Consider the following 23,600-nt stretch of genomic DNA (forward strand, 5'->3'; position numbering starts at 1 on the left):
CGCAAGGAGTCACTTCTTCATGCGCGTCAACAGAAACAGCCGTGCCCGCAGCCGGACGGCGGTGGGCCTTTCGGCGATCGCCCTGGCCGCCGGCGCGACGACGGCCGCGGGACCGGCCGTCGCCCAGCCGAAGACCGCCTCCGCGGCGGCCGCCGACTGCAGCGCGGCGTACAAGATCGAGCAGAAGCTCTCCACCGGCACCACCTGGCGGATGTGCTGGCATTACGAGAGCGAGGCCGGGCTCGTCCTGGAGAACATCTCCTACCAGCCTCCCGGCGAGGCCCACCCGATCAAGGTCCTCAGCAGCGCCAAGCTCGCCCAGATCGACGTCCCCTACGACGACGGCTCGGTCGAGTACAGCGACCTCACGGGCGCCGGCTTCGGACAGGGTCTGGTCGACATGGTGCCCGCCGAGTGCCCCGGCGGCACCATCAAGACGGTCAAGGTTCCCGAGGCCTGGGACCCGCAGCACGCCAACGTCAAGGGCCTGTGCACCACGACCCGTTCGCGCGGCCACGCCTACCGCATGCAGGCCGACACGGGGAACAAGGTGTTCCAGAAGCAGGGCAAGGACCTGCTGATCTACACCGTCAACAAGGTCGGCTGGTACGAGTACATCACCGAGTGGCGCTTCCAGGACGACGGCACCCTCAACATGAACGTCGGAGCCACCGGCAGCCTCTCGCCCGGTGACTACGACGCGGGCGACGGCCGGGGCTGGCCCCTGGGCAAGGGCGCCAAGGACTACGCCACCAGCCACAGCCACAACGTCTTCTGGCGCCTCAACTTCGGCCTCGACGGCTCCTCCAAGGCCAAGGTGGAACAGTACGACTCCGTGGTCAGCCCGCCCGCGCGGGGCGCCGAGGCGCCGAGCAACAAGACCACGGTCACGAAGGTCACCAAGGAACTCGCGGGCGACGCCAAGAACATGCGTTGGTGGCGCGTCGTCAGCAGCACCGGCAAGAACAAGGACAACCACGCGCGTTCGTACGAGATCGTCCCGGGCGCGACCACCAAGTACCTCGGCCGCCCCTTCACCAAGCACGACGTCTACTTCACCGAGTACAACAAGTGCGAGCAGTTCGCGAGCGACAACCTGCGCAACTGCGGTGCCGGACACGGCAAGTCCGTCGACAAGTGGATCGACGGGCAGACGCTCACCCACCCCGTGGTCTGGGTCAACGTCGGCTTCCACCACATAGCGCGCGACGAGGACCAGCAGCCCATGCCGGTCCACTGGCAGGGCTTCTCGATCGCCCCGCGCGACGTCACTGCTATGAATCCGCTCACTCCGCCGGAGCTCGCGGACCAGAACGGCCATGTGGAAGAAGGTCGTTGAGAAACGACCCTGTCCATCGGGCTGCACCGCTGACCGCTCCCGGAGTACCCTTCCTTGATCGTTGACTAGGGGAGAGCTCGGGGGAGCGGAAGGCGGTGCGCGGGTGGGCTCGGGAGGGCTGGAGTTGCCTCCTGGTGACGAGGGTCACGAGGGGAACTCCACAGATGTCCCACCCGGCGCGGTGTCCCTGGCACGGCCGATGGAAATGGGATCCATTGGACCGGAGTTGGACTGGGGTGCCGACGCCTGGCGCGAGGTGCGTACGCGCGCTCAGCGAGCCGGGCGTGCCTACATCTGGCTGAACCTGGTCGAACAGCGGCTGCGCGCGGTCGTGGCCGCTGTTCTCCGTCCCATCTACGAACCCGTCCACGGCGACGACTGGGTGGTCGCCGCCGCGGGCCCTGCCGGACAGGAATGGGTTCAGCGCGCCGTCGCCGTACGCGAAGTCAGCCGCCGCAAGGGGTACTTGCTCGATCCCGCCGACGACAACGTGCTCAGCTTCCTCACGTTGCCGCAGCTGCGCGAGCTGATGGTGCAGCACTGGCCCTGCTTCGAGCCGTACTTCGACGAGCGCCGGGACGTCGAACTCGCCCTGGACGAGCTGGAAGTGACCCGGAACGTGGTCTCCCGCAACCGGGCCCTGTCCGAGGCTGTCCTCAACCAGGCAGAGCGGGCCGCGGCGAAGCTCCTGGAGATCCTCGGCGCCGGCAGTGATGTGCCCTCCGCGCGCCGGCTGCCCGTGGACGCCGTCGAGGATCTGGTCGGCGACCGGTACGCGGACGTGGTCGGTGTGCACTCGGACCGCGTACGTCTGCTACGCCAGTTCCCCGCCGAGGACCTCTTCGGCGGTGCCCGCCGCCTCGACGCCATCGGCATCGGCCTGAACCTGCTCGTGCAGAACTTCTCCGGACGGCGGCTCGTACGTCTCGCCGAGTCCGGCTGCCGGGCGCGGCTGCTGTTCCTGAATCCCGCCTCGAGCGCGGTGAAGCGGCGCGAGCGCGAACTCGGCATCAAGCGGGGCGAGTTGAGCCGCGCCGTCGAGATGAACATCCTGCACATGCGCCGGGTGCGGTCCAAGCTGCGCGATCCGGGCGCCTTCGAGATCCAGGTCTTCGACGAGACGCCTCGCTTCACGGCCTACCTCGTGGACGGGGACGGCTCGGACGGCATCGCGGTCGTGCAGTCGTATCTGCGGCGTACGCGCGGCATGGAGGCGCCGGTACTCGTGCTGCGTGGCGGAGGCCGAGTGGTCAAACCGGATGACACCACCGAAGAGGGGTTGTTCCCGACATACCGCGAGGAGTTCGAGCTGGCTTGGGCGGATTCTCGGCCGGTGTCCTGAAATGCCGCCCCTCCCGGGAAGCGGAACGCGGTCCTCGGATTGTCAGTGGCTCATGGGATCGTGGAGACCACTGGGGGAAAGCACCATGAAGAAGGGGGGCCGCCCATGGGCTGGCACCGGGAGCTGCTGATCGGCTTCGACCTGGAGACGACCGGGACCGATCCGCGCGAGGCGCGCATCGTCACGGGGGCCGTGATCGAGGTCAGGGACGGAGAGCCGATAGGCCGCCGTGAGTGGCTGGCCGACCCGGGCGTGGAGATCCCGGCGGACGCGGTGGCGGTGCACGGGATCAGCAACGAACGGGCGGCGGCCGAGGGCCGCCCCGCCGACCAGGTCGCCGACGCCATCGCGGGCGTCCTCGTCGCGTACTGGAAGACGGGCGTCCCCGTCGTCGCGTACAACGCGGCCTTCGACCTGACCCTGCTCTCCGCCGAACTGCGGAGGTACGGACTGCCGTCGCTGCGCGAGCGCCTCGGCGGCATCGACCCCGCCCCGGTCATCGATCCGTACACGATCGACCGCTCCGTGGACCGCTACCGTCGCGGCAAGCGCAACCTCGAAGCGGTCTGCACGGAGTACGGGGTGGCGCTGGACTCGGCCCATGACGCCTCGGCCGACGCGCTCGCCGCGGCCCGGCTCGCCTGCGCGATAGCCGGCCGCCACCCCAAGGTCGCGGCCCTCGGCCCCGCGGAGCTGCACCGTCGCCAGATCGAGTGGTACGCGGAGTGGGCGGCCGACTTCCAGAGCTTCCTGCGCCGCAAGGGGGAGGCTGACGCGGTGGTGGACGGGACCTGGCCGCTGCGGGACCTGGCGGACGAGAAGGTCTGACCGGGCCGCCGGTTCAGAAGAACGGGGCCCGGCGCAGGGCCGGAAGAGGCCGGCGCACGGTCAGAAGGGGTACCAGCGCACCGTCTCGTCCCCGTCCCGCAGAGACGCCACGCGGCGCTCGAACTCGGCGAGGGCCTTGGGGTTCGTCGGCGCGTGCTGGGCGACCCAGGCGCAGCTGGCGGTCTCGCGTGCTCCTCGCAGGACGGAGCAGCCCTGCCACTCCCGGACGTCCCAGCCGTACGCCTTGGTGAACGAGTCGTACGCCTCGGCCGGGAGCCCATAGCGGTCGCGGGAGAGGGCCATGACCACGAGGTCGTGCTCGCGCAGGTCGGCGGAGAAGGTCTCCAGGTCGACCAGGACAGGGCCGTCGGGGCCGATGTGGACGTTGCGGGGCAGTGCGTCGCCGTGGATCGGGCCCGGCGGCAGATACGGGGTGAGCGTGGCCGCGGCATCCGCGAACCCGTCGCGTCGTGCCCGCAGATACGCCGCGTCCGCGGGGTCGATCGCGTCGCCGGCCAGTCGCAGCCAGCGCTCCACACCGCCCAGCAGCTCGCGGGGCGGCAAAGGGAAGGAGGGGGAGGGCAGTGCGTGCACCACCCGTAGCAGTTCGGCCAAATCTCGCGGCTCCGCGGGGCGAAGGGGATCGGGCAGCCGGCGCCACATCGTCACCGGGTGCCCCTCCACCAGCAGTGCCTCGGCATCGGCCGCCCGCACCGCGGGGACGCCCGCGTCGGCGAGCCAGACGGCGATGTCCAGTTCCCGCCGCGCACGGTCCAGGAGTTCGGCGTCGCGTCCCACCTTGACCACCAGGTCACCGGCGGCGAACACCGCGTTCTCGCCGAGGGCGAGGAGCGTGGCGTCCCGCACCGGTCCCGGCAGCACACCCGCCGCGGCCAGTACGTCCCGCGCCCGTGCCTCGTCCATCCTTCGCCTCCGTGTTCTCGCGCACTGCTCGTGCGGTGCCCGCGCAGTCCTCGCCGGCAGCGTCGTGTTCACGCCATCCCGCGGCCAGTGTCGCATTCCCACAGGTCGGACGGCATGCGCAGTGCCTTGACGCCGTAGACCACCTTCACGACCATGACGGGGGCCGCTCGGGCGGCCAGACCGCCATCAGCCGCCCAAAGGAGCCGATTCCATGACATTGGCGACCGCGACGAGGCGGTCGGTGAAGCAGGCGCCCGGCAGGGGCGGGGACCGGCGTCCCGTCGACCACGGGGCCTGGTTCCTGGTGCTGCCCGCGCTCATCCCGATCCTGGTGCTCAGCGTCGGGCCCCTGCTGTACGGGATCGCGCTGGCGTTCACCGACTCGCAGTCGGGGCGGACCACGCCGACGCAGTGGACCGGGGTCCTCAACTTCCAGGATCTGCTGCACGACACGCTGTTCTGGGACTCCTTCCGGATCGGTCTGCTGTGGGCGGTCGGGGTGAGCGTGCCGCAGTTCCTGCTCGCGCTCGGGCTTGCCCTGCTGCTCAACCAGGGGCTCCGGCTGCGCTGGCTGGCGCGGGCCCTCGCGATCATTCCCTGGGCCATGCCCGAGGTCGTCGTCGGCATCATGTGGCGGCTCGTCTACAACCCGGACGCGGGCATCCTCAACGAGACCCTGCGCGACCTCGGCCTCGGCGACGGCCGCGACTGGCTGAGCGGCCTCGGCACCGCCCTGCCCGCCGTGATCGTGGTCGGCGTCTGGGCGGGCATGCCGCAGACCACGGTCGCGCTGCTCGCCGGGCTGCAGAACACCCCGCGCGAACTCCACGAGGCGGCCGCGATGGACGGCGCGGGCGCGTGGCGCCGCTTCCTGACCGTCACCTGGCCGGCCCTGAGACCGGTCGCGCTCGCCATCACGGCGCTCAACTTCATCTGGAACTTCAACTCGTTCGCGTTGGTCTATGTGCTGACCAACGGAGGACCGGGCGGCCGTACCCGGCTCCCCATGCTCTTCGCGTACGAAGAGGCGTTCCGCTACGGGCAGTTCGGTTACGCGGCCGCGATGGGCTGTGTGATGGTCGCGGTGATCTCGGTGATCCTCGCGGTGTACCTCGTGGGCCGTCTGAGGGGAGATGAGAACGCGTGAAGACCGGCAAAGGAGCCCGCACGGGCCAGTACCTCGCCCTCCTCGCCTATATCGTCTTCCTTGCCTTCCCCTTCCTCTGGCTGATCTCCACCGCCTTCAAACCGGCACGTGAGCTCGCGAGCCTGCATCCCACCTGGATCCCCAGGGACCCCACGCTCGCCAACTTCCGCCAGGCCTTCGACGAGCAGCCGCTGCTGCGCGCCGCGCTCAACTCCCTGCTGGCGGCGCTCGGCGCGGCGCTCATCGCCGTACTGATCGCGACCCCGATGGCGTACGTCATGGCGCGCCACCGGACGCTACTGGCCCGGGCCGCCACCGGGTGGGTCGTGGTCAGCCAGGCGTTCCCCTTCGTGCTGGTGATCATTCCGCTGTTCCTGGTCCTCAAGAACCTCCGGCTGATCAACTCACTGCCCGGACTGACCATGGTGTACGTGGTGTGGGCGCTGCCGTTCGCACTGTGGATGCTGGTGGGCTATGTGCGGGCCGTGCCCACCGAGTTGGAGGAGGCCGCCGCGGTGGACGGTGCGGGACGGGTGCGGACACTGGTCTCGATCACCGCGCCGCTGCTCGCGCCGGGCATCGTGGCGACGGCGCTGTTCGCGTTCATCAGCGCGTGGAACGAGTTCTTCTTCGCGCTCGTGCTGCTCAAGACCCCGGAGAAACAGACGCTGCCGGTCGTCCTGACGCACTTCATCGGGGCGGAGGGCGTGGCGGACCTCGGGCCGCTGGCCGCGGCGGCGTTCCTGGCGGCCCTGCCGTCGCTGGTCATCTTCGCGATCATCCAGAAGCGGATCACGGGCGGCATGCTCGCCGGGGCGGTGAAGAGCTGATGCGGACGAGACTGCTGGCGGTCCTGGCCGTCATCGGCCTGTTGCTGACCGCGTGCACGGACAGCGGCAGCGGATCGGCAGGGGTGATCACCCTCCACTTCCAGTCCCTCGCCTGGCAGCAGGAGTCCGTGGCCGCCAACAAGGAGCTGGTGAAGGAGTGGAACGCGGCCCATCCGGACGTCAAGGTCGAGTATTTCCAGGGCAGTTGGGACAGCGTCCATGACCAGCTGCTCACCTCCTTCGAGGGCGGTGAGGCGCCCGACATCATCCATGACGCCTCGGACGACCTCGCGGACTTCGCGTACGGCGGCTATCTCGCAGACCTGCGCGAGCTGCTGCCCGAGCGGCTCAAGTCCGGTATTCCGCAGCACAGTTGGGAGACGGCGACCTTTGGGGGAGGCGTCTATGGCGTGCCGTTCCTCCAGGAGCCGCGGGTTCTGATCGCCAACGCCAAGTGGCTGAAGGAGTCGGGTGTCCGCGTTCCGACTGCCGAGAAGCCGTGGAGCTGGGACGAGTTCCGCACGATCGCGAAGCAGCTGAGCGGCAAGGGCAAGTACGGCGTCGCCTGGCCGCTCAAGGAGCCGGTCTCGGCGACGCTCAACCTCTCCCTCTCCACGGGCGGGCAGATGTTCCACCGGGATGCGGACGGCAAGGTGACCGTCCGGTTCGACGCGGCGGACGCGGTGGTTCCGCGGACCGTGCACGACGAGGTGAACGCGGACAGGAGCGCATCGAGCGCGACGCTCGGCATGGGAGGCTCCGACACGCTGCCCGGGTTCTTCGGCGGCAAGTACGCGATGGTTCCGCTCGGCTTCTCCTATCGCCAGCAGATCGCGCAGCAGGCGCCGAAGGGCTTCGACTGGCAGGTGCTGCCCGCCCCGTCCGGCGCGGACGGGCTGACCCAGGGTGTCAGTCCTCAGACCCTGTCCATAGCCGAGGACAGCCCGCACAAGAAGGAGGCCGCCGAGTTCATCGACTTCCTGCTTCAGCCGAAGAACATGGTCCGGCTGGCCCTTGGCGATTGGATGCTGCCGACCGGGACACAGGCCCTGAAGGACCCCGCCGTGCACACCACCAAGGACGACTGGGCGACCGGCACCGCCCTCGCCGCCCATCTCCGCTCGGCGCCCGCCCAGTCCGTACGCGGCTACCCGGAGTGGAAGGACAAGGTCGCGACGCCTGCGTTCCAGGAGTACTACAGCGGGGCGATCGGATTGAGCGAGCTCCGCAGACGGCTGGTGAAGGACGGCAATCTGGTGCTGGCCCGCTATCAGCGCTGAGGAACCCGGGCTACTGGCAGCAGTTGTTGCTGCACAGGATGATGACGGTGCCCGCCTCGCTGTTGGTCGTCGAGGACTTGGTGAACTGGGTGCCGGCGCCGGGGACCTTGCTCGTGTCCCAGGGCATCGGGAGCGCCATGGCCTGCGGGCCGATGGCACTGAACGCAGCGGTGGCCACGAATATCGCGGCGATCGCACGCTTGCGCAGATGCATCGAGATCTCCTTGATCGGCGGAGGGTTCACACGGTGCGGCGCACCTTGGGAGCGGGGCCGCCGTGCCCCTCCGTCTTTGATGTCACATGGGTGCGCCGGGAGGCCACAGCTTTCGACGGGGTTCGCAGTGTCTCTACGCCGTGGATACGTTATGATCGATCTTGAGCGAACCGCCGGAACTTTCCGCGGTGAGCCCGGCGTTGGTGGTCCAAGGAAAGACGTCCCGCTTCCTGCGGGGAGATGCAGGTGCAAGGCCTGCCCGGCGCTCCACACAGCCCCGCATCCGGTGATCCGGAGGCGGGGCTGGTTTGTTGTGGCCGTTTCTCTGCCAGCTTGTCATCCAGCGTTGCGCAACTCTCGCGCCTCCTGGAAGTCCGCGTACGCGTCGGCGTACCGGTGCCCTCCGACGAGGAGGTTCGCCCGGTCGAAGAGGGTGCGTGCCAGCCATGCCTCATCGCCGAGCCGGCGGGCGAGCGCGACGCTCTCGTCGAAGGCCGGCAGCGCGGGTTCCAGAAAGCGATGATGGCGGCGGAATTCGGCGTGCAGTGCGGAGCGGAACGCCAGCTTGCGGTGCAGTGGCACCCGCTCGGGGAGGTCCGCCGAGGCCGCGGCTTCGCGCAGGACTGGTATCTCCTCGAAGTAGCGCTCCCGGACGTCGTGGGTCCACTCCCGTGTGTACGAGCCGAAGGGCGGTGCCGGGCGTCCGGGCGCGGGCAGGTCCTGTGCCCGGCCGGAGATCCCGAACAGGATGGCCCAGTAAGTGAATTGGCTGCCGCTCCACTCCCTGGGCTCACCGTTGGCGGCGAGTTCGGCGAGCAGTTCCGCGGCCTCGTCCAGCGCGTCGGCGGCGGCGTCGTACTGCCCGTACGCGTCGCGGAGTTCGGCGAGCCGCAGAAGGGCGAGCGCCGGGCTCGTCAACGAGTTGTTACCGAGCGCGAGACCCTGCTGTTGCCTGTCCACGAGCTCGCTGGTCGCGGCCAGCGCCTTGTCCCGCAGCCCCGCGGCCTCCGCCTCGGCCGCCCACTCGAGCAGCCACCAGAAATAGGCACTGTGCAGCTCCTTTCGCGGCCGGGCGTGCGCCACGAGTTCTTCGAAGAGCTCTGCCGCTTGGCTGTGCAGCCCTTCCTCGGCGAGGGCGCGTGCCCAAAGCTCCACGCCCTTCCACAAGAAGCCGGTGCCCGGGTCGGACTCGAAGGCCCGTCGGCTGATGCCGGCCATCTCCTCACGCACCGCCAGCCCTTCCGGGCGCCGACCCACCTCGAACAGCGTGCGCTGGTACCACTCCAGCGCATCCAGCAGCAGCTCCGTGTACTGGGGATCGGACTCGTCCAGCTCACGCGCCGCTTCCACGGCCTGCGCGTGCAGCGTCAGCTGGGCCTCCGGCAGCTTGCGCACCGAATAGTCCCAGCTGAGCCGTATCAGAGCCTTCGACAACCGCGGCAGATACGTCGCCGGACTCACCTGTGCCAGCACCCGGCAGGCGTCGACCTCCTGCCGGGGACTAGGCCGCCCCGAACCCAGTAGCACAGTGCGCGCCCGCAGCACCGCGTCCTGATCCACGTCCCCGCCCATGGCCCCCGCCTCCCCCTGTAGCGCCGGCCCAGCCGAACTCGGCTCGAACGTTTATACGTCATTCGAGCCCGGGATGCGGCCCCGCCAGCACACTCGGCTGTGTGACGAACTCGGACTCCGGCCCGAAGGTGGACTCCAGGGCATCCGCGAGGCCGTTCAGCGCCCCGCGCAGTTCCCGTTGAACGAGGAGCCGTGCATCACGGCGAGCGTCGCGGGCCGCAGGTGTGCGAGCGAGCGCAGCGTGGTGGTCGTCGCGGTCAGGCACGAGGTCTGCCGGAACAACCCCTCGGCCTTCAGGGAGAGTTCGATCATTTGCCGGCGGTGACGGCGGGGTCGTTGCCGAGGTGGGTGACAGGTCGCCGCAGAAGGGGGTGCGGGTGTTCTCCTCGAAAAGCGGTCGGGACTCCCACTTGTGCGGCACGTGCGGGGTGTTGATGTTCCGCACGAGACCCGGCGTACGGCGTGGCCCCCGATGTCCAGCCTCTCGCCGTCGTCCATCGGGCGCGGCGGGCGCGACACGAGCGCGCATGCCGGTGTGGAAGAGCAGTGGCTCCTCCGCCGCGACCAGGAACTGGTTGAAGGTGCAGCCCGCGGGTGGGGCGATTTCGGGCACGTAGGTCGAGATCCGGTAGATGCCTTCGGCGATCTCGTCGAGCCGAGTCTCCACGGTGAACCGTCCCTCCCGTGACAGCGTCGGGCCCCATCTCGTCCTAACGGATCAGCCACGGCCCCGCCACCGCGCGCGACGGCGCCCCCATCGACGTACGGGGAGTGCCGGACGTGCTCCGACTCCGCGCCGCGCGACGGCGCCCCCATCGGCGTACGGGGAGTGCCGGACGTGCTCCGACTCCGCGCCGCGCGACGGCGTCCCACTGGCGTACGGCGGACAGAACCCCGCCGCCGTGCGGGTCGCGCTGTGCGCGTCATGCCGCGCGCGGGAAATCACATTGCACGAGACGTCTCGTCTCGTTTAATCTTGCCGCATGACCACCCGACGCGCCCATATCGCCATGTTCTCCATCGCCGCCCACGGCCATGTGAACCCGAGCATCGAAGTGATCCGTGAGCTCGTCGCACGCGGGCACCGCGTCACATACGCGATTCCGCCCGCCTTCGCCGAGAAGATCGCCGAGACCGGAGCCGAGCCGAAACCGTGGCACTCGACGCTGCCCACCGACGACGACCCGGACGCGTGGGGGACCGAGCTGATCGACAACATCGAGCCGTTCCTGACGGACGCGCTGCAGGCCGAGCCGCAGCTCGCGGCGGCGTACGCGGGCGACGAACCGGATTTGGTGCTGTACGACATCACGGCGTACCCCGCCCGGGTCCTCGCGCACCGCTGGGCCGTCCCGATCGTGCAGCTCTCGCCGAACATGGTGGCCTGGGAGGGGTACGAGGAGGAGGTCGGCAAGCCGATGTTCGAGCCGCTCAAGCGGACCCCGCGCGGCAAGGCGTTCTACGAGACCTTCGCGCGCTGGATCGCCGAGAACGGCATGGACCTGAGCGTCGAGGACTTCATGGGCCGCCCCGACCGCTGCCTCGTCCTCATCCCCAAGGTCCTCCAGCCGAACGCGGACCGCGTCGACGACAAGCGTCACACCTTTGTCGGTGCCTGTCAGGGCGACCGCGCCGCGCAGGGGGACTGGCAGCGGCCCGCCGACGCCGAGAAGGTGCTGCTCGTGTCGCTGGGCTCCAGCTTCACCAAGCAGCCCGGCTTCTACCGCGAGTGCGTCAGGGCCTTCGGTGATCTGCCGGGCTGGCATGTCGTGCTGCAGATCGGGAAGTTCGTCGATCCGTCGGAGCTGGGTGAGGTGCCCGGCAATGTGGAGGTGCACCCGTGGGTGCCCCAGCTGTCGGTGCTGCGGCAGGCCGACGCGTTCATCACGCACGCGGGCGCGGGCGGCAGCCAGGAGGGGCTGGCCACCGGCACGCCGATGGTCGCCGTACCGCAGGCCGTCGATCAGTTCGGCAACGCCGACATGCTGGAGGCGCTCGGTGTCGCCCGACACGTACCGATGGAGGCGGCCACCGCCGGCACCCTGCGCGAGGCCGTCCTCGCGATCGCCGACGATCCCGAGGTGGCGCGCCGCCTGCTCGAGATCCGGGAACAGATGGCACAGGAGGGCGGCACTCGACGGGCGGCCGACCTCATCGAGGCCGAGCTGCCGACCGGGCCGTAGGCCCTGCGACTTGGCCGAGCTGAGCTCGGAGGCATGAGTAAGGGGCCTTTTGTTCCCTCGGGGGCATGCATGAGCGGCCTCTTGCTCCCTCTGGGCATGAGGAAAGGGCCTGTTGGTTCCTCGGGGGAACCAACAGGCCCTCATGCGGCGGAAGTCACCGCCCAGCTGCATAAGCCCGGGCTACACCCCGGCCCGCTCACTCTCCCGGGCGGCCGGCGGCAACACGGCCTCCGGTGCCTCGTCGTGCGTGAGGTCAGGCAGCCGGTTCAGCCACTTCGGCAGATACCAGTTGCGCTCGCCGAGCAGGGCCATCACGGCGGGGAGCAGCACACCCCGGATGATCGTCGCGTCGATGAGCACCGCGGCGGCCAGGCCCACGCCCATCTGCTTCATGGACTGCATGGACAGCGTCCCGAAGATCGCGAAGACGGCGACCATGATGACCGCGGCGCTGGTGACGACACCGGCCGTGGTGACCACCCCGTGCCGGATCGCGTCCTTGGTGCTGCGGCCGCGCAGCCGCGCCTCACGAATCCGCGAGACCACGAACACGTGGTAGTCCATCGAGAGACCGAAGAGGATCACGAAGAGGAACAGCGGCAGCCAGGTGACGATGGCGCCCACGCCCTCCGCGCCCACCAGCGACGCACCCCAGCCGTGCTGGAAGACGGCGACGAGGATGCCGTAGGCGGCGCCCACCGACAGCAGGTTGAGGGCGATCGACGTGATCGCGACCGTCAGCGAGCGGAAGGAGAGGAGCATCAGCAGGAAGGCGAAGACCACGACGAACGCGAAGACCGGGACGACGGAGCCGATCAGCTGGTCGTTGAAGTCGTGCGACCCTGCGACATTTCCGGTGATCGGCGCCTGGACGCCGTCGACCTTGCCGAGCGTGTCGGGCCGCACCTTGTCGCGCAGCAGCTCCAGACTCTTCTCCGCCTTGTCCTGATCGGAGCCGCCGACCAGCGGCACGTACACGAAGGCGACGTTCTGTGCGTCGTGCACCTTGATGTCGACCGGACCGCGCGAGGCACCCGAACTGATCGCCCGCTCACGGAAGTCGGCGAGCGCCGACTTCACGTCGGCGGCGTTGATGTCGTTCGCCTTGACGACCACCTCGGCCGGCTCGGAGCCGCCGGGGAAGGCGTCGTTGACGCGGTTGTACGTGCCCACGATCGGCAGTGAGTTGCCGAACTCCTGGTCCAGCGTGAGGTTCTGCGTCTTCATGCCGACCGCGGGAGCCGCGATGGCGAGCAGCGCACCGGCCGCCACGACGACGGACACCACGGGCTTGGCCAGCACGCCCCGCAGCACGGCCGTCCAGAACCGGCTCTCTCCCTTGCCCTTGCGACGGCGGCGCCGGCTCAGGAACGGAATCCGCCCCTTCTCGACCCGCTCGCCCAGCAACGAGAGCAGCGCGGGCAGGACGGTGACCGAACCGACCATGGCGACCGCCACGACCATCAGCGAAGCCAGGCCCATCGCCTCGAACTCGGCGAGCCCGGTGAAGAGCATGCCCGCCATCGCCACGCAGACGGTGACACCCGAGACGATGATGGCGCGGCCACTGGTCGCGGCGGCGATCCGCAGCGCGGTTCCGGCGTCCCGTCCCGCTTCGCGCTCCTCGCGCTCACGGCGCAGGTAGAACAGGCAGTAGTCCACACCGACGGCCAGACCGACCAGGAGCATCACGGAGTTGGCGGTGTCGCTCATCGGCATCACATGGCTGACGACGCCCATCAGGCCCATCGTCGCCATGATCGCGGTGATCGCCAGCGCCACCGGCAGCAGCGCGGCCACCAGCGCGCCGAAGGCGATCAGCAGAATGCCGAGGGCCACCGGCACCGCGGAGAGCTCGGCCTTCTGGAAGTCGTCCCCGAACGCGTCGTCGAACGTCTTCATCATGCTGGCGCCGCCGATCTCCTCGATCCGCAGCCCCGAGTGGTCCTTCTGCACGTCCTTGACGGCGTTCAGTACGGGCTCGACCCGGTCGCCCGCGGTCTCCGAGTCGCCGCGCATGTCGAACTGCACGAGCGCGCTGCGGCCGTCCTTCGAGATCGTCTTCGTGTCGTACGGCGACGTCACGTCCGTGACCTTGCCGGTGCCCTCGACCGCCTTGACCACCGCGACGACGGCGCTCTTGAACTCGGCGTCCGTGGCCTTGGTGTTCGCGTCCTTCGCCTGGATCAGGACGGTCTCACTGGCGGGCTCCTTGATGTCGGCGTCCTCGATGATCTTGGCGGCGGTGTGCGTCTCGCCCTTGAGCTGGTCGCTCTCGTTGACGTCGACGCGGCCCGCCGCCGAGCCGAGCCCCATCGCCAGGACGACGAACAGCACCCAGATTCCGACGGCCGCCCATCGGTGCCGGGCGCTCCAGCCGCCTGCCCGGGCGGCGATCCCCCGCACCCGTGTATCTCCGTTCCCCATGACGGGCCAGCCCCCTTGTGCGCGGTGACAGCCCCCTGCCGCCACCTTTCGTTATGAAGGTATGGGCCGGATAAGAACGTCTCGTCGTGCTGCCTGGTGAACCCCCGAGGGCGCGACTCCTCCCCTCGGACCCCGTGGTCTCCCCACTGGGGAGGATGGAAGCCCCTTACACGTAACGAGACTTCTCGGGGATGTGGATCAGGGTGTCCGTTCTGTCGGGCGGAGTCCTCTTTATTATTTCGAAGGGTTGTTGATTAAGTCACAGCTGTATGTAGGTGTTGAACTGTGCGGGCCGATCGGACAGTGTTTCGTGCCAACCCGCAGGTAACTTTCGGTGCGGGCCGCGGCTGTCGCGCCCACCCCCACGGGGCGCGACAGCCGCTTTATGGTGTGCGGATGACGACGACGTACGCGGCGCTGTTGCGCGGGATCAATGTGGGCGGCGCCAAGAAGGTACCGATGGCCGAACTGCGCACTCTGATGGAGGGTCTCGGCCTCGCCGATGTACGCACGTATCTCCAAAGCGGCAACGCGGTGTTCGGCAGCGACCACGGCGACGAGGAGTCCCTCGCCGCGGAGCTCGCCCAAGCGATCGAGAATCACTTCGGCTTCACCGTCGGCGTGCTGGTGCGCGACCACGCCTACCTGAAGGCCGTACGGGAGGCGTGCCCGTTCCCGGCCGCCGAACTGGAGGCGAAGCAGCTGCACGCCACCTACTTCTCCGGGCCCGTCGACGCCGAGCGCTTCGCCTCGGTCGATCAATCGGCCTTCCTGCCGGAGGAGTTCCGCCTCGGCGACCGCGTCCTGTACCTCTACGCCCCCGACGGCCTGGGGCGCTCCAAGCTGGCGGAAGCGCTGTCGAAGCCGCGACTGCTCAAGGGCATCACCGCCACCTCCCGCAACTGGAACACCGTCGTCAAACTGGAGGAGATGACCGGTGCTTGAGCCCGACGCCGCGGTCGAGGCCGCCATCGAGGGCGAACTGCGTCTGCTCGACCCGGAGATCCGCCGCTCGCCCGAACTCGTCGGCGCGCTCCTGCCCCCCCGACTTCCACGAGTTCGGCGCGTCGGGTCGGATCTGGGACCGCGCCTCGATCATCGCCTCGCTGGCCGGCGAGAACGAACCCGGGGCCCGGCCCAGCAGCACCTCCCGCATGAAGGGCGTCCAGCTCGCGCCCGACCTGGTCCACCTCACCTTCGACACGGACAACAACGGCCGCCGGGCGCACCGGAGTTCACTGTGGCGGCTCACCGAGGAGGGATGGCTGCTGTACTTCCACCAGGGGACGCTGCACGACTCCGACGCAGCGTGACCTTTCGTACGCCGCCGTAGGTCGTGTACGAGGTGATCTCGTCCGGGACGGTGAGGCGCGGATCCTCGTACAGCCGTCGCAGCTCGTCCTCGGATCCGGCCGCCGCCACGGTGTCGGTCAGGGCGATGTCGTCCTCGGTGAGGGCCGCGTCGTCGAGGATCTCGGGGCCCCAGCCGTCCCAGGGGAGCACCTCGACGCCGTTGAGGGCGGCCAGGTCGTGCAGGACATTGCCCCGCACGAACCACAGGCCCTTGAGGCCGAGCCAGCTGACGCCGAAGGTGCCGGGGTCGGCGCGCCCGGCCCGGCACTCCCGCCAGGCCTGCCCCGCCACGACGAAGCGGTCCCTCGGGACGTCCAGTGGGTCGAAGTCCACGTGGTAGGGGCCGTACGCGATCTGCGCGTCCGCGAGCCGCCAACGGCCGTCCGGCAGGCGGTACTCGGTGACCCAGTGGTCCTCGTGGAAGCCCTCGGTGAAGTACGTGGCGAAACCGCAGCGCAGCCGGGCCGGTGTGCCCGTCGCCCGCAGCAGCGAGCACAGCAGCAGGGAGAAGTCGCGGCAGGTGCCGACAAACCGTTCGTCCGGCTCCCGCCGCCGGGTCAGGGGCCGCTCGGCGCGCTCCCGCAGGATCCGCAGCACCTCCGTCACGTACCGTGACTCGGCGTCCTCGGCCAGCCGTGGCTCGGGGATGGCGTACGCGAAGAGTTCGCCCTCGCCCCGGTGGATGATCACATCCCTTACGACATGGGCGAGCCCGCCGAGATCCCTGGGAAGCCCGCTCACATCGAGGTCACCGGGATCGCTGTACGCGCTCTGGGTCAGATAGATGTCCATGCCCAGGACCCTCGGGTCTGCCCCAGGGGCAAGGTCAAGCCAGGGCGACCGAGCGGGCCACGTCCTCGTCCGTGCGGCGCACGGCGCCCGCGTCGGCAGGTCGCCGCCGATGCGCCTCGGGCGTTATCCGCACGGCACGGACGAGACGGCCCGCCGTATCGCCGCCGACCTGGAGAAGTCCCGCTTCGAGGCGCCGATGGTGCCCGACGTGGCCCGCTGGCAGTACGCCAGACTCCTCGGCAATCTCGCCAACTCGATCGAGGCGGTCACGGGGGTGCTCACCAGCGAGGAAGCTGGCGTTCTTCCAGCGTGTACGCGCGGAGGGCGAGGCCGCGCTCGACGCCGCCGGCATCGCGTACGTCGGTGGGGAGGAGCAGAGGAGGACCCGCGGCGACAAGATCCTCCCCCAGCTACCGCTGGGGGTGCCCCCAGAGCCCTTCGACGGCTCCGAGCGTGGCGGCGGTTCCTCCTGGCAGTCCCTCGATCGCGGCACCGGCACCATCGAGGCCGACTACAGCAACGGTGAGATCGCGCTCCTGGGCCGGCTGCACGGCGTACCGACCCCGTTGAACGACCTGCTCCAGCGGCTGGCGAACACCTTCGCACGCGAGCGCAGGGAGGCCGGGTCGCTGTCGGTGCCGGAGCCGGTGCGGCTCGCCGACGAGGCGGTGGCGTCGTACGAAGCGGCCGTGCCGACTGCTGAATGAGCCCCCTCCGCGAGGTGTCGCATTTCTTCAAGAGTCCTGGGCGCGCCGTTCCTACCGTGAGGCGCATGAAGAACGACGACATGCACTCGTACATGAGCGAATGCGCCGCCGAGGCAGCGCGTGTCGCCCGCGGCGTCACGGCGGAGCAGCTGAACGGGCCCACCCACTGCCCCGGCTGGGACGTCCGCACCCTCGTCAATCACTGGGTGCTCTACACCTCGCACGGCCTGGAGCACCGGGCGCTGCGCAAGCAGCTCTCCGAGGAGCTGACCGGGCGTGACTTCACGGCCGACGCCGACTGGGCCGAGGCGTACGCGGCTCAGCTCGACCGCGCCGTCGCCGCCTGGGGCGACCCAGACGTGTGGGAGGGCGAGGTCGACCTCGGGATGGCGAAGATGCCTGCCGCCGAACTCGCCTCGATGATCATCAAGGAGATGGCTGTCCACGGTTGGGACGTCGCGACCGCCACCGGTCAGGAGTTCCGTGTCTCGGACTCCGCCGCCCGGCTCGTCCTGGACGTGGTCGACACGCACGGCGAGCTCTACCGCCAGTACGACGGCTTCGCCGACCCGGTTCCGGTGCCCGACGACGCGTCTGTCTTCGAGCGTGCCCTCGCCCACAGCGGCCGGGATCCGCGTCTGGCCCAGGTTCAATTGGACCACTGATACAGGGGCTAATTGGACCGTGTTTCTGTGCCATTGAGTGGCTAGCCTCGACGGCATGACGAACACTTCGCCCACCCGCGTCGACTTCTACTTCGACCCCGCCTGCCCCTTCGCCTGGATCACCTCCCGCTGGATGCTGGAGGTCGAGCGGAAGCGGCCGCTCGACCTCCGCTTTCACGCGATGAGCCTGTACCTGCACAACGTCGGCAACGAACTCCCCGACTGGTACCGGGAGCTGGTCGACAAGTCCATCGGCCCCGTGCGGGTCGCGGTGGCCGCCGCCGAGCGACACGGCGAGAAGGTGCTGCGCGACCTCTACACCGCGTTCGGCACCCGTATCCACGAGCGCAAGGTCGAGGACTTCGACGCCGTCGTCACCGACTCCCTCGCCGAACTCGGCCTCCCGGCCGAACTGGCCGAAGCGGCACACGACTTCTCGTACGACGAGGCGGTGCGCCGGAGTCATGACGCGGGCAAGGAGCGCGACTCCGACGCCTATGTGGGGACACCGACCATCCATGTGGACGGAACGGTGTGGTTCGGCCCGGTGCTGCGGGCCATTCCGCGCGGGGAGAAGGCGACGGAACTCTTCGACAGCTTCCGCGTCCTCGCCGCGCACCCGGACTTCTTCGAACTCAAGCGGACCCGGACCGGCGGGCTGTCGTTCGACTGAACGATGGTCCGGAATCTGAACGCTGCTCGGATGAATCGCTGCCTCATAGAAGGGAGTTGCGTCGTTCTTTGCATCATTCATTGACGGTGACGCGCCATAGATCCTACCTTTCTCGGCGTTGGGTACAGCCTGATCCCACGGGAGGGGAACATGCCCATGCGCCGAAGAGCCGTCCTGGTCACCCTGATCTCCACGCTCCTGGCCCTCGGAGTTCCGGGCGCCGCCTCCTCCGCCACAGAGCCCTTGTCCTCCGACCTCTACGTGTCCCCGGCCGGGGACGACCACGCCGACGGCACCGCCCGCCATCCCGTCCGCACCCTGGACCGCGCCCGCGACCTGGCTCGCGCTCGCGTCGCGGACATGAAGGGTGACCTGACGGTCCACCTCGCGTCGGGCACGTACCGCCGCACCGAGCCGCTCGTGCTGGACGCCCGCGACTCGGGAACCGGCGGCCACAAGGTGATCTGGCAGGGGACCGGCCGGACGGTCGTCAGCGGTGGCCGCCAGGTCTCCGGGTGGCGCATGGTCGCCGGCAGGCCCGGCCTCTGGTCCGCCCCCGCGCCCCAAGGCCTCACCGACACACGGCAGTTGTACGTCGACGGGGTGCGCGCCCAGCGGGCCCGCGGTGCCGTTCCCGTCGACCTCACCCAGACCGCCACCGGCTACACGGCGACCTCCGACACGCTCGCCCGCTGGAGGCACCCGTCCGACGCCGAGTTCGTCTACACCAGCGGCGAGGCCCTCTGGAACATCGAGCGCAACGGGCTCGGCCAGTGGACCGAGCCGCGCTGTCGTATCGCCGCCGCCGAGGGCACCACGATCACGATGGTCCAGCCGTGCTGGGACAACTCCAACAAGCGGGTCGAGTTCCCCGACATCCCCGGCCGGACCGTCAGCATGGTCGGCCCCGGCCATCTCACCAACAGCGGCAGGGCGACGTACATCGAGAACGCGTACGAACTCCTGGACCAGCCCGGCGAGTGGTACCTCGACCGCGCCGCGCACCGCGTCTACTACCTGCCGCGCAAGGGCGAGAACCTGGCCCGAGCGGATGTCGAGGCGGCACAGGCCGAGAAGCTGATCGACGGACAGGGGACCGCCTCCGCTCCCGTCCACGACGTCGCCTTCCGCGGGCTGCGGTTCAGCTATGCCACGTGGCTCACGCCGTCCCGGCCCGAGGGCTTCTCCGAGATCCAGGCGGGTTACACCATCACCGGGGAGAAGGGCTGGGCGACGCAGGGGCTGTGCCAGTACGTGGAGGGCGGCACCTGCCCGTTCGCGTCCTGGACCAAGATGCCGGGCAATGTCTCCGTCGTCCATGGGCAGCGCATCGAGTTCAGTGACGACGTCTTCGCCCATCTCGGGGCGTCCGGGCTCGACTTGGGCACGGGATCCAAGGATTCGACGGTCAACGGCACCATCTTCACCGACATCTCCGGCAACGGACTGGAGATCGGGGGAGTGGACGGACAAACCCCCGCCTCCGGCGTGCAGGTGACGAACAATCATCTCTACGGCCTGCCCCGTGAGTTCCACGGCGGTGTCCCGATCCTCAACGGCTACACCCAGCACAACACCATCGCCCACAACCAGATCGACCACGTCGGCTACAGCGCGATCTCCCTGGGCTGGGGCGGCTGGCCCGACAAGATCGGCGACCCGGCGACCGCGAACCCCAGCCACGACAACACCGTCCGCGACAACCTGATCTTCGACTACATGCAGATGCTCGACGACGGCGGCGGCATCTACACCCAGGGTCTCACCGGCACCTCCATGACCGACGGAGAGAAGGTCACGGGGAATGTCATCCACGACCAGTGGGGCCTGGGCAAGAACGTCTACACCGACAACGGCTGCACCTACGAGACCGTCGAGGGCAACGTCCTCTACAACGCCTCGTACGCCAACGTCGCCTCCCGCCACACCGACTACCGCGACGACCTCGGTAACAACGACCCGACCCTCGTCAAGGACAACTGGTGGGAGGAGGGCACGTCCGACGGCGACAACAAGGGCCTGGTGACGAGCGGCAACAAGATCATGACGGGACTGTCCGACGTACCCTCGGAGATCCTCGACAACGCGGGTCTCGAGCCCGCCTACGCGGGTCTGCTCGGCCGCCGTATCGGCGCTCCCTCGGCGCCCGAGGCACCCTCCCGCGTCGGCACGAGCACCGCGGGCGCCGACGCGCTGTACGTCACCTTCAACCCGAGCTTCGTGGACGGCGGTTCGCCGGTGACGGCATACACGGCACGGGCCTACGACGCGTCGGGCCGACAGGTCGGCGAACAGGCCGTCACGGCAGCGGAGTTCAAGCGCACCGCGATGGTCCGCATCGGCGGGCTCCCCTCGTCCGGCGGCCCGTACACGGTCACCGTCACCGCGAGCAACGCCCATGGCAGCAGCGCCCCGTCCCTGGCCTCGCTGCCGCTGACACCGGCCACCGTGAGCGCGCTCCCGGGCGCACCCACGAGTCCCAAGCTCCGTACGGCATCCAGCACGGCCACCGTCGCCTGGACCCCGCCGACGGCAACCGGGGACGCCAAGGTCATCGGCTACCGCGTCACCGTCTCCGACGGCCGTGACCCGATCGAGGTCACGGGCCGGGACGTCCTGGTCACCCAGCCCTCGGCGAAGGGAATGTTCCGGGTCGTCGGCGGGCTGCGGCCCGCCACCTCGTACACCGTCACGGTCGCGGCGGTCACAGCGGCGGGTACGGGGCCGACGGCCACGACGACGGCCACCACCAAGCCCTAGCCAACGCACATGCCCCACCCCGCACGTGCTCGGGGGCGGCCGGCGGTGCCGTCAGGCGCCGACGGCCGCCAGCACCGGTACGCGCGCCTCGTCGTACCGCTCCAGCAGGACCCGCGCCACCTCCGGCGCGGGACCGAGGACATCGGCCAGTACATCGGCCTCGGCGGCCCCCCGCGCGATGCGGTCCGGCAGGAAGCCGGGCGCGAGGACGTAGGGGGCGACCGCGACGCGTGCGCAGCCGAGGGCCCGCAGTTGATGTACGGCGTCCTCGGTGCGTGGAAGGGATGCGGAGGCGAACGCAGGTCGCACGGCGCACCAGCCGGTGTGCCGCCACTCCCGCGCGATTTCAGCGATCACTGCGATCGCCTCCGGGTCAGTGGACCCCGCCGAGGCCAGCACGACCCCGGTCGAGGACTTGTCGGCGGGGGTCAGCCCCGCCTCGTACAAACGACGTTCCAGCGCGGCGGTCAGCAGGGGGGACGGGCCGAGCACCTCCGCCTGGCGGATGCGCAGTCGCGAAGGAGCCTCCCGCAGGACCGCCGGGATGTCCGCCTTCGCGTGGAAGGCGCGGGTCAGCAGCAGCGGGAGGGCCACCACGTCCCGTACGCCCTCCGCCGCCAGGGACTCCAGCACCCCCTGCACGGAGGGGATGTTGAAGTCGAGGAAGCCGGTCTCCACACGCAGGCCGGGGCGCTGGGCCCGGACCCGCCGCACCAGGGCATCGACCGTCGCGGCATGGCGCGGATCGCGGCTGCCGTGGGCGATGACCAGAAGGACCGGCTGACTCATGACGGGCTCAGCTCTTCACCAGGAGACCGCGGCTGCGCAGCACCCACCGCTCCACCGGGGTGAAGATGAGCAGGTCGATGGCGATGCCGACGAACAGGATCAGGAAGATGGCGAGGAAGACCATCGGCATGGAGCTGGCGTTGCGGCCGTTCTCCAGCAGCTGGCCGAGGCCGACGCCCAGGTCGGGTGAGGAGGCGATGATCTCCGCCGCCATCAGGGAACGCCAGGAGAACGCCCAGCCCTGCTTCAGACCGGCCAGATAACCGGGCAGCGCGGCCGGCATGACGATGTGCCAGGTCCCGCGCAGGCCTGTCGCCCCCATCGTGCGGCCCGCCCGCAGGAAGAGCGGGGGCACCTGGTCGACGCCCGACACCAGGCCGTTGGCGATGGAGGGGACGGCGCCGAGCAGGATCACCGCGTACATCATCGAGTTGTTCAGGCCCAGCCAGATCACGGCAGGCGGCACCCACGCCACCGAGGGGAGGGACTGGAGGCCCGACAGGATCGGACCGATCGCGGCGCGGACGAACTTCACGCGGGCCACCAGCAGACCCAGCGGGGTGCCGATCACCAGCGCGAACAGGAAGCCGAGCAGACCGCGCGAGACGCTGGTCCAGATGTAGTCGAGCAGCGTGCCCTGCAGCCAGGCGTTCTCGGCCTCGCCCCACACGTCGGACGGCGAGGGCAGCTTGGTCGGGTCGTCGACGATCTTGAAGGTGATCAGCGCCTGCCAGGCCACCAGCACCACCGCGAACGCGATGAGGGGCGGCAGCACCTTCTGCTTGAAGGTCACCCCGAAGGACCGGCGGCCGGTGACGGAGACCTCCAAGGCGTCGAGGCCCGCCTCCAGACCGCCCAGCTCGTCGCCGTCCTTGACGGCCGTGCCGGCCTTTGTCTCAGTGCTGGCCATGGCGGCGGATCTCCCCACGCAGTTGTTCGGTGATCTCGATGGACAGCTCCGCCACGGGCGCGTCCTCGATGCGGCGCGGCTGCGGAATGTCGACGGTCCACTCGCGCGCGATCCGCCCGGGCCGGGAGGACAGCAGGATCACCCGTTGTGCGAGCCGTACCGCCTCGCGCACGTTGTGCGTGACGAACAGGACGGACAGGCCCGTCTCGCTCCAGATCCGGGTCAGTTCGTCGTGCAGCATGTCCCGGGTGATGGCGTCCAGCGCCGCGAACGGCTCGTCCATCAGCAGGATCTGGCTGTCCTGCGCGAGCGCCCGGGCCATCGCGACCCGCTGGCGCATCCCGCCGGAGAGTTCGTGCACGCGCTTGCCGTACGCGCCCTTGAGCCGGACGAGTTCGAGCAGCTCCTCGGCCTTGCCGCGCCGCTCGGCCTTCGGAACCCCCCTGAGCTTCAGGGCGAGTTCGATGTTCTTGCCCGCGGTCAGCCACGGGAAGAGGGCGTGCTCCTGGAACATCAGGGCCGGGCGCCCGTGCGTCGTGATGTTGCCCGCAGTCGGGGCGTCGAGGCCCGCGACCAGGTTGAGCAGCGTCGACTTGCCGCAGCCCGAGGCCCCCAGGAGGGTGACGAACTCGCCCGGCGCGACATCGAGGGTGATGTCGTCGAGGACGAGCTGTGGCCCGGCGGGACCTGCGAAGGACTTCGAGACATGCTCGATGCGCGCGGCGTACTCCACCGACGTCGTGGCGTCGGCGGCCTTGGCGAGGGTCGTGGCCATGGTCGTCACCTCCTGGGAACTCATCGGGATCCGGGCTTACTTGACGCCGAGACCGGCGTCGTCGACCGGGCTCTCGCCCGCGGCCTTGAG

At 69.5% G+C, this 23,600-nt stretch carries 20 protein-coding genes, 1 tRNA gene and 2 pseudogenes; 14 read left to right on the plus strand and 9 right to left on the minus strand.

The annotated features are described in order from the left end of the window. Positions 1–19 precede the first annotated feature (19 nt). From ACZ4RZ_RS27860 to ACZ4RZ_RS27870, 3 genes are all read left to right on the plus strand, one after another. Positions 20–1,339 carry a copper amine oxidase gene (locus ACZ4RZ_RS27860; protein WP_467748588.1) on the plus strand — a complete coding sequence of 440 codons (1,320 nt, stop codon included), beginning with the start codon at positions 20–22 and terminating at the stop codon, positions 1,337–1,339. 103 nt (positions 1,340–1,442) lie between these two features. Continuing rightward, positions 1,443–2,681 carry an SAV2148 family HEPN domain-containing protein gene (locus tag ACZ4RZ_RS27865; RefSeq protein ID WP_467748590.1) on the plus strand — a complete coding sequence of 413 codons (1,239 nt, stop codon included), beginning with the start codon at positions 1,443–1,445 and terminating at the stop codon, positions 2,679–2,681. Positions 2,682–2,786: 105 nt separating this feature from the next. After that, entirely contained in the window at positions 2,787–3,509 is a 723-nt protein-coding gene (locus ACZ4RZ_RS27870; RefSeq protein ID WP_467748592.1) for an exonuclease domain-containing protein, read from the plus strand. 60 nt (positions 3,510–3,569) lie between these two features. On the opposite strand, the gene ACZ4RZ_RS27875 is transcribed toward ACZ4RZ_RS27870, so the two are convergent. Further along, positions 3,570–4,433 (minus strand): phosphotransferase enzyme family protein, encoded by an 864-nt coding sequence (locus ACZ4RZ_RS27875; protein WP_467748593.1) that lies wholly within the window; start codon positions 4,431–4,433, stop codon positions 3,570–3,572. 211 nt (positions 4,434–4,644) lie between these two features. On the opposite strand from ACZ4RZ_RS27875, the gene ACZ4RZ_RS27880 reads away from it, so the two are divergent. The 3 genes from ACZ4RZ_RS27880 to ACZ4RZ_RS27890 are packed head-to-tail and all read left to right on the plus strand — an operon-like array spanning position 4,645 to position 7,690. Further along, positions 4,645–5,580 (plus strand): carbohydrate ABC transporter permease, encoded by a 936-nt coding sequence (locus tag ACZ4RZ_RS27880; RefSeq protein ID WP_467748595.1) that lies wholly within the window; start codon positions 4,645–4,647, stop codon positions 5,578–5,580. Beyond that, positions 5,577–6,410, plus strand: coding sequence for a carbohydrate ABC transporter permease (locus ACZ4RZ_RS27885; protein WP_467748596.1), 834 nt, complete (start codon positions 5,577–5,579; stop codon positions 6,408–6,410). Before ACZ4RZ_RS27880 ends, ACZ4RZ_RS27885 begins: the two co-directional genes overlap by 4 nt. Further along, entirely contained in the window at positions 6,410–7,690 is a 1,281-nt protein-coding gene (locus tag ACZ4RZ_RS27890) for an ABC transporter substrate-binding protein (RefSeq protein ID WP_467748598.1), read from the plus strand. Before ACZ4RZ_RS27885 ends, ACZ4RZ_RS27890 begins: the two co-directional genes overlap by 1 nt. 10 nt (positions 7,691–7,700) lie before the next feature. Here the strand turns inward: ACZ4RZ_RS27890 and ACZ4RZ_RS27895 are convergent, their stop codons facing one another. Beyond that, positions 7,701–7,934 carry a hypothetical protein gene (locus tag ACZ4RZ_RS27895; protein WP_467748600.1) on the minus strand — a complete coding sequence of 78 codons (234 nt, stop codon included), beginning with the start codon at positions 7,932–7,934 and terminating at the stop codon, positions 7,701–7,703. A 167-nt stretch (positions 7,935–8,101) separates the two neighbouring features. Between ACZ4RZ_RS27895 and ACZ4RZ_RS27900 the strand changes: the two genes are divergently transcribed. Continuing rightward, a tRNA-Arg gene (locus tag ACZ4RZ_RS27900) sits at positions 8,102–8,174 on the plus strand. 66 nt (positions 8,175–8,240) lie between these two features. Here the strand turns inward: ACZ4RZ_RS27900 and ACZ4RZ_RS27905 are convergent. Continuing rightward, positions 8,241–9,476: a hypothetical protein gene (locus ACZ4RZ_RS27905; RefSeq protein WP_467748602.1), complete on the minus strand. Its 1,236-nt coding sequence runs from the start codon at positions 9,474–9,476 to the stop codon at positions 8,241–8,243. A gap of 156 nt (positions 9,477–9,632) precedes the next feature. Next, positions 9,633–9,788 (minus strand): hypothetical protein, encoded by a 156-nt coding sequence (locus tag ACZ4RZ_RS27910; protein WP_467748604.1) that lies wholly within the window; start codon positions 9,786–9,788, stop codon positions 9,633–9,635. 671 nt (positions 9,789–10,459) lie between these two features. Here ACZ4RZ_RS27910 and mgt point away from each other — a divergent pair. Further along, the gene (gene mgt / locus ACZ4RZ_RS27915; RefSeq protein WP_467748606.1) at positions 10,460–11,659 is read left to right on the plus strand and encodes a macrolide-inactivating glycosyltransferase; all 1,200 of its coding nucleotides are present in this window, start codon (positions 10,460–10,462) and stop codon (positions 11,657–11,659) included. A gap of 180 nt (positions 11,660–11,839) precedes the next feature. Here mgt and ACZ4RZ_RS27920 read toward each other — a convergent pair whose 3' ends face one another. Next, on the minus strand, positions 11,840–14,086 hold the full coding sequence (locus tag ACZ4RZ_RS27920; protein ID WP_467748608.1) for an MMPL family transporter: 2,247 nt from the start codon (positions 14,084–14,086) through the stop codon (positions 11,840–11,842). A gap of 396 nt (positions 14,087–14,482) precedes the next feature. On the opposite strand from ACZ4RZ_RS27920, the gene ACZ4RZ_RS27925 reads away from it, so the two are divergent. Together ACZ4RZ_RS27925 and ACZ4RZ_RS27930 are read left to right on the plus strand one after the other, a co-directional pair. Then, positions 14,483–15,031: a DUF1697 domain-containing protein gene (locus ACZ4RZ_RS27925; protein ID WP_467748610.1), complete on the plus strand. Its 549-nt coding sequence runs from the start codon at positions 14,483–14,485 to the stop codon at positions 15,029–15,031. Next, positions 15,024–15,399 (plus strand): annotated as a pseudogene (locus ACZ4RZ_RS27930) (nuclear transport factor 2 family protein). Before ACZ4RZ_RS27925 ends, ACZ4RZ_RS27930 begins: the two are co-directional and overlap by 8 nt. Here the strand turns inward: ACZ4RZ_RS27930 and ACZ4RZ_RS27935 are convergent. Continuing rightward, positions 15,335–16,231: a transglutaminase-like domain-containing protein gene (locus tag ACZ4RZ_RS27935; RefSeq protein WP_467748611.1), complete on the minus strand. Its 897-nt coding sequence runs from the start codon at positions 16,229–16,231 to the stop codon at positions 15,335–15,337. The pseudogene ACZ4RZ_RS27930 and the gene ACZ4RZ_RS27935 overlap by 65 nt on opposite strands. A 109-nt stretch (positions 16,232–16,340) precedes the next feature. Between ACZ4RZ_RS27935 and ACZ4RZ_RS27940 the strand changes: the two are divergent. From ACZ4RZ_RS27940 to ACZ4RZ_RS27955, 4 genes and pseudogenes are all read left to right on the plus strand, one after another. Further along, positions 16,341–16,938 (plus strand): annotated as a pseudogene (locus ACZ4RZ_RS27940) (ketopantoate reductase family protein); the annotation flags it as partial. Between the two features lie 65 nt (positions 16,939–17,003). Next, entirely contained in the window at positions 17,004–17,603 is a 600-nt protein-coding gene (locus ACZ4RZ_RS27945; protein ID WP_467748613.1) for a TIGR03086 family metal-binding protein, read from the plus strand. Positions 17,604–17,658: 55 nt separating this feature from the next. Next, entirely contained in the window at positions 17,659–18,276 is a 618-nt protein-coding gene (locus ACZ4RZ_RS27950; RefSeq protein WP_467748615.1) for a mycothiol-dependent nitroreductase Rv2466c family protein, read from the plus strand. Positions 18,277–18,432: 156 nt separating this feature from the next. Further along, positions 18,433–21,036 carry a fibronectin type III domain-containing protein gene (locus tag ACZ4RZ_RS27955; RefSeq protein ID WP_467748617.1) on the plus strand — a complete coding sequence of 868 codons (2,604 nt, stop codon included), beginning with the start codon at positions 18,433–18,435 and terminating at the stop codon, positions 21,034–21,036. A gap of 51 nt (positions 21,037–21,087) precedes the next feature. Here the strand turns inward: ACZ4RZ_RS27955 and ACZ4RZ_RS27960 are convergent, their stop codons facing one another. The 3 genes from ACZ4RZ_RS27960 to ACZ4RZ_RS27970 are packed head-to-tail and all read right to left on the minus strand — an operon-like array spanning position 21,088 to position 23,510. Further along, the gene (locus ACZ4RZ_RS27960) at positions 21,088–21,825 is read right to left on the minus strand and encodes a sirohydrochlorin chelatase (protein ID WP_467748618.1); all 738 of its coding nucleotides are present in this window, start codon (positions 21,823–21,825) and stop codon (positions 21,088–21,090) included. Between the two features lie 7 nt (positions 21,826–21,832). Continuing rightward, positions 21,833–22,735: an ABC transporter permease gene (locus ACZ4RZ_RS27965; protein ID WP_467748620.1), complete on the minus strand. Its 903-nt coding sequence runs from the start codon at positions 22,733–22,735 to the stop codon at positions 21,833–21,835. Beyond that, entirely contained in the window at positions 22,722–23,510 is a 789-nt protein-coding gene (locus ACZ4RZ_RS27970) for an ABC transporter ATP-binding protein (protein ID WP_467748622.1), read from the minus strand. The genes ACZ4RZ_RS27965 and ACZ4RZ_RS27970 overlap by 14 nt, the downstream gene beginning before the upstream one ends. Between the last annotated feature and the right edge of the window lie 90 nt (positions 23,511–23,600).

This window comes from Streptomyces sp. NPDC027189 (assembly GCF_055566975.1).